The sequence below is a fragment of the Streptococcus parasanguinis genome (assembly GCF_001074805.1).
In the GTDB taxonomy this organism is placed as follows: Bacteria; Bacillota; Bacilli; order Lactobacillales; family Streptococcaceae; genus Streptococcus; species Streptococcus parasanguinis_A.
Genome location: NZ_JUPI01000110.1, coordinates 26,651 through 32,824 on the forward strand (window position 1 = coordinate 26,651; position 6,174 = coordinate 32,824).

Annotated in this window: 3 protein-coding genes; 1 reads left to right on the top strand and 2 read right to left on the bottom strand. The window is 38.3% G+C overall.

Going from position 1 to position 6,174, the window contains the following annotated elements:
• Positions 1–12: 12 nt before the first annotated feature.
• Entirely contained in the window at positions 13–3,576 is a 3,564-nt protein-coding gene (locus tag ADI76_RS07460) for a Spy0128 family protein (RefSeq protein WP_049515478.1), read from the top strand.
• A gap of 55 nt (positions 3,577–3,631) precedes the next feature.
• Here ADI76_RS07460 and ADI76_RS11720 read toward each other — a convergent pair whose 3' ends face one another.
• Positions 3,632–4,396: a hypothetical protein gene (locus ADI76_RS11720; protein WP_239683627.1), complete on the bottom strand. Its 765-nt coding sequence runs from the start codon at positions 4,394–4,396 to the stop codon at positions 3,632–3,634.
• Positions 4,397–4,519: 123 nt separating this feature from the next.
• The gene (locus tag ADI76_RS07475; RefSeq protein WP_239683628.1) at positions 4,520–5,998 is read right to left on the bottom strand and encodes a hypothetical protein; all 1,479 of its coding nucleotides are present in this window, start codon (positions 5,996–5,998) and stop codon (positions 4,520–4,522) included.
• Positions 5,999–6,174: the final 176 nt, after the last annotated feature.

Genomic DNA, 6,174 nt, shown 5'->3' on the forward strand with positions numbered 1-6,174 from the left:
TTAGGAGGAATTATGAAAAAACCAATTTTAGTTGTTTTTTCATTGCTAGCCGCTTTGCTTTTTCTGTTTGTAGCAGGAAGTAAAGTAACACAAGCAAAAGAATTAACAACCCAAGTAAAGATAACCCAAGCAAAATTGGACGGAGATCAAATCTCTTACCACTGGGAAATCGGAACTGGCGTAGAAATAGGTGATACCTTTAAAATTTCTATGCCAGAAGACGTCAAATTCGCTTCTTCTGCCTTCAATTCAATGAAGAATGAAAAGGGAGAAGAGATCGCAACTGGTAAAGTCTCAGACGACGGAAAGACCCTAACCATCACCTTTGTTAAAGGTGGAAATAAAGGGGCTGAAGGAAATGTCTCCTTCTATTACAAATGGGATAAAGACAATACGACCGGAAAAGATCAAGAACGAACGATTAAAATCGGTACCGAATCTGTTATCGTTAAACGTTCTGGACAAGGTCCAGTTCCATTATTACTCCCAATTAAAAAGTACAATTCTGGTGCTACTGATAATACTAATTTACAACATGCTCAGAAAATTTGGGGACCAACAGGAATTCCTGACTGGAGAGATACTTTAACAGTAACTGATGAACAAGCAGATGGGTTTTTAACTTGGCATATCTCAGTAAATAATGCTGTCGATAAACAAGCACCTGCATCAAGCATTGTCTTTACTGACCAAATGCCTAACCTTCCAGCACTTGATTTGAGCCGTATTAAATCTGCTAAAGGACAAGATGTTGCTCAATACTTTAAGGGAGGAACTTATCTTCCTGCTTCATTTGACTTGAGGGTTAATGGAAAAACTTTTGTTGCCAATGGAGTCCCAATGGCTGGCCTTGGGTTAGAACCATATATTGAGTGGACTGAACACGGATTTAAACTTGATCTAACTAAGATTAGTGACCAATTTAAAAATGCATCAACAGATGAAATTACTCTTTCTTACCAAACACTGTTGCAACATGCTGATCAAATTAAGAGTGTTACTAATGTAGCTAGCCTAAAAAGTGATCAACACCCAGAAAGTGTTTCAAAAGAAAACACTTGGGTGAATAAAGCTGCCTCAGCCGATGCTAAAGTTTTCAATAGCGAACCAACTATTAGCCCGGTTTCAGCAAATCTTGTTGTTAAAAAAGCTTTCGAAGTAGCCGGCGATCAGAAACATACACAACTTCCGATCACAGAAGGTCAATTCGAATTTGCCTTGAAAGACGAAAACAACAAAGTAGTCGAAACTGCCAAGAACAAAGCAGATGGCTCTGTTAACTTTAAGTCTCTGACTTTCAATAAAGAAGGTACTCATACTTATACCATCACTGAAAATAAGGGTACAGATGCTAGTGTCAACTATAGCACACAAAGCATCAAGGCTACTGTCGATGTGAAGAAAGATAACGACAAACTCGTCGCTACTGTCACTTACTCAGGTGGAGATGGTGAACAAAAAAATACGATCACCAATACTCAAAATAAACCAAAAGTTTCAAATGCTAAGGTAACCTTAAACCTTAAAAAAGAATTTGAAGGTGGTGAACTGAAGGGCGATGACTTTGAGTTTGTTGCAAAAGATTCAAACGATAAAGTTGTTGCTACAGCCAAGAACCAAAAAAATGGTTCGATTACTTTTGATAACATCACTGTAGACAAAGCAGGGACATTCAAATATACCATCACTGAAACAAAAGGTACGGACAAAACCATTACCTACAGCGATAAAACCATCACGGCCACGGTTGTAGTGGTTGAAAAAGACAACGCCTTGGTTGTAGAACAAATCAGCTACTCTGATGGTCAAACTGACACAGATACGTTCACCAACAAAAAAGAAGCTCCTAAAACAGAAAGTGTAACAGCTACACTTCAAGTGAACAAGCTCCTTAAAGAAGGTGAAACAAACTTACCGTTGACAGATGATCAATTTGAATTTGTCTTGAAAGAAGGAAATAATACCCTTGAAACTGCCAAGAACAAGGCAAATGGTACTGTAACCTTTAAGGAACTTTCTTATACTGCAGAAGGAACACACACATACACCATTACCGAAAATAAAGGTACTGATGCTTCTATCAACTATAGCACACAAACCATCACTGCTACTGTTGAGGTGAAGAAAGTAAACGACAAACTCGTTGCTACTGTGACTTACTCAGGTGGGGATGCTGAAAAAGGAGATACGTTTACAAATACGAAAACACCTCCGACACCTGTTCCTCCAACAGTGAAACCAACGACAGCTAAATTCAAGGCTAAAAAAGTATTGGCGATCAATGGTTCGAGCGATCGTACACTGAAAGCAAATGAGTTTACTTTCCTTCTCAAGGATCAAAATGGTACGCTCGTTGATACCAAGACAAATGGTGAGAATGGGGATATTCTCTTCAATCCAGTAAGATTTAATGAAGCTGGTACGTTCACCTACACAATTGTTGAACAAAAACCAGCTACACCAGAATCAGCAATCACTTATGATGAATCTGTTCATACTGTAACAGTGACTGTCACTAAGGATGCAAATGGACAATTGAATGCGGATGTGCAATACGACGGTAAAAAGGATATCCCTACTTTTACCAACACGTATACACCTCCGACACCTCCAACTCCAAGTGAAAAACAAATTACCACAAGTAAGATTTTAGAAGGTCGTGACCTTCAAGGTGGCGAATTTAGCTTTAACCTTTTGGATGAAAATGGAACTGTTCTTCAGACAAAACAAAATGCTGCAGATGGTACAGTGACGTTTGATGCGATCGCCTACACGGAAGCGATGATTGGTACTCATAAATATACCGTTAAAGAAGTCGTACCGGCTGACCAGGCAAACATCCAATATGATGAAGGTCAAGTGGATGTCACAGTTACCGTCACAAAAGATGAAGCATCAAATGCTATCCAAGCAGTGGTTTCTTATGGTGACAAGAAAACCTTTATCAACAAGGTGATCCCACCAACTCCACCAACTATTGATATTCCTGAACTGAAACTCTACACCCTTAAGGTTCGTAAAGTGGATGAAAAGGGTAATTACCTAGCTGGTGCAGTATTTGGACTCTTTGAAGCAGATGGTGTGACACCTGTTGCAAATCCCTATGGACAAGGCCAAGCGCAAGCAATTTCTGGTCAAGACGGACTTGCAAGCTTCGTTGGATTTGAAGCTAAAGAGTATATCATCAAAGAGCTCTCTGCTCCTAGTGGTTACCAACTTTCAGATACAGCCATCAAGGTTTCTGCAAGCGACTTTGCTTCTGCAACAAACCTTGTTGTTGATAAAGGAAACGTGGTAAACAAACTTCTTCCACCTCCACCATCAACAGATATTCCAAATATACCAACACCAAGTAATAGCAAACCTAAAACTCCATCACCAAATGGAGATAAGCCTAAGCCTAGTGACAAACCTAAATCTAGTGAAACTCCTAAATCTAGTGACAAGCCTAAAGAAGGTAAACGATCTCTTCCTTCAACAGGAACTGCAGATCATTTAGGACTTCTTGTAACTGGTTTGACATTCGTCGCTACAGCTATTGCTTCTCTGACACTTAAGAAGAAGGAAGACTTCTAAGCAACATGAAAGATCTAGTCAAACACGACTAGATCTTTTTTTGTATCTGCTTCTCTTATTCTGGTTTGTTTTGATCTTCATAAAAAATAACTTTCCCATCTTTAACTTTGAATGAGTAACTGATGGAATCAGCATAACTACCTTTGGAATAGTAGAAATCATAGGCACCATCCGGTAGTTTGCTAGCGTCTAATTTTTTGGCTGCTGCTTTTAAGTCTTGCTCCTTAACGGATACACTATCCTCTATATAAATAGTCATACGGATTAACTCTTGATCGATTAAGGTCTGAAAAGGGATTTGATAGTAACCGGCAAAGTCCTTTTTCCCTTCTTTGAGATTTTGACTTGCGATACTATCTAGAATTTGCTCCTTCTCATCACGGTTGGAGTTAGATAAAAAACCAAAGAAACTAATAGGAAGACCTAGAGATTGCTTCTTTAATTGTTTCTCAATTTCCGTCTCCTTTTTTTGGACAGATTGCTGCTTCAAGTACGCTTCCTTATACTCTGGAAGATGGTCACTAGTTGTATCTGTCCAATCATTATGAAACACCGTATCCGTTTCTAATGTCACTGTTTGTCCATCATAGGTTTTCTCAGAGTAGGTATAAGACACATGATAAGTTGGGATTTCCAAAGCAGTCCAATCCAGTTTGTTTATGGTCACATCCCCATGCAGACCAACCTTAGCAAGCTCACTGCTGACAACTTCCTTCGCCTTTTTATAATCACTCGGTTTCATGATCTTACAACTGGAAAGAAACAGGCAACATAGAATAAGTGGAATTCCTGCGAATAGTTTGAAATAGTTGGGCTTCATAGCCTGACCTCCTTGCTAAATTCGACCTAATCGATTAATTTTTTACAGCAGTCATATCTGAACAACCTATGAACCGATTGAAAATTCTAATGATAATTGAGAAGTTCCTATTATATGACATGACTATTTTTGAACGACCCATTTTGCATCACCATAAACAACCGTAAATGGTCCATCCCCATCTGTTAAATAGTTAATTTTATATATACCAGATTCTCCTGCTTCAAGGACTGTTGGCTGTTTGTAATTTAAAGTATTATTCAGCATATAAGCAGATTTGCCATGGCCATCATAGAGATCTACATTTGTATAATCTGGAGTATTTTCAATACGGAGAGGTGTTGGATTCGATAGGGTGAATTCGACGATCAATCGATGTTGTTTTTTCCTTGTATCGATACGGTCTTGATCATCCTGAACATCCAAATTTGGATCGTCTGTTACACGATTCAGTGTAACTTCTAAGCCATTAGCAAATAGAACTGGCTCTCCAATCGCATAGCTTTTAACAGGATCTTTTGGATTAAAATTCTTTAATTTTTCTTTTATCTTTTGTCCATCATTATTATTCCCAGATGGGATGGTCCAAAAGATATTATTTTCATCTTCCTTACCATACTGATTTTCCCCCTTCATTTGTCGAGGGATTTGTAAGAGAATAGCCAAGTTTTTTAAATCTATTCGAACATCACCCTGATCTGTTACTTCCATTTCAACCGTGAATTCTGTAGTGTAAATCTCACCATCAGTATAACCAGATGATGAGGTTGCGTCGAAATCTTTATTAACTAACTGTTTTAAAACTGTCGAAAGCATAATATAGGAAATATGATCATCTCGATTTGTCTCTTTTTCAGCATATCTTTGATGCAATTCATCGAGCCAATCATAGAACATTTGATCGGAATCCGACTCATTAGGCTTTCCAGAATATTTATCCCATCTTGGTAAAGGCTCTGGGAAGTATTTTGGTACCTGAATGTTAAGGAATACTTTGTTGCCCTTAACTGCATAGCCTTTTAATTCATATTTTTTTTCAAAACGTAGTGCATTCGTCATGAGCTTTAAATACATCGGACCATATATTTTGAGGGGGTACTTCTCACCAAGATATTCCACATAAGTATTTGGATCAAAAGTACTACTATTTTTTTCAATTTTAGGGATAATATAATCGTTCCAGAGTCGAGTATACATATCCTCTTGATCTTTTGCCCCATTGGCCTTTATTACTGTGTCTATTCCACTTTGATCTACATAGACTCCTTCAACGACCTGCAAAGCTTTTTGAACTCTTCCTTCCTCAGATAGAGAGACTTCATTCGGTTGCTTTCCATATTTTGAAATACCATCACTATCATCTGGCCTCATATATTGTGGAAGTTTTTCAAACGTTATGTATCTGCTACTGTTCTTTGCATCCCAATCAAATGTTGCAGCTGGTCCTGTCTTGTCAAAATGAATGTTTTTTCGATCGATTTTCTTCTGTACTTCTTTATTCGAAGAACCTTGTTTTTCTACAGTTCCTTGTTTGCAGGCACTCAAACATACTGGTATAAGTACCGAGCATAAGACAAGGCCCCATTTTATTTTCTTCTTCATTCCATCTCCTCCTAATCTTTTCCTCATTTTACCATCAATCTCCCCTTTTGTCAGTCAAATAGATAAGAGGCTGGGACAAAAGTCCTAGCCTCTCAATTGTCTTTGGATTGTCCAGCAAGACGCAGTGGTTGAGTGGGCTCTACTACGCTGATTTTATCAGCTTTTACAGCCCTACT

Excerpts from the sequence above, each read along its gene's own strand:
- ADI76_RS07475 (WP_239683628.1), bottom strand. The coding sequence starts at position 5,998 with ATGAAGAAGAAAATAAAATGGGGCCTTGTCTTATGCTCGGTACTTATA.
- ADI76_RS07460 (WP_049515478.1), top strand. The coding sequence starts at position 13 with ATGAAAAAACCAATTTTAGTTGTTTTTTCATTGCTAGCCGCTTTGCTT.
- ADI76_RS11720 (WP_239683627.1), bottom strand. The coding sequence starts at position 4,396 with ATGAAGCCCAACTATTTCAAACTATTCGCAGGAATTCCACTTATTCTA.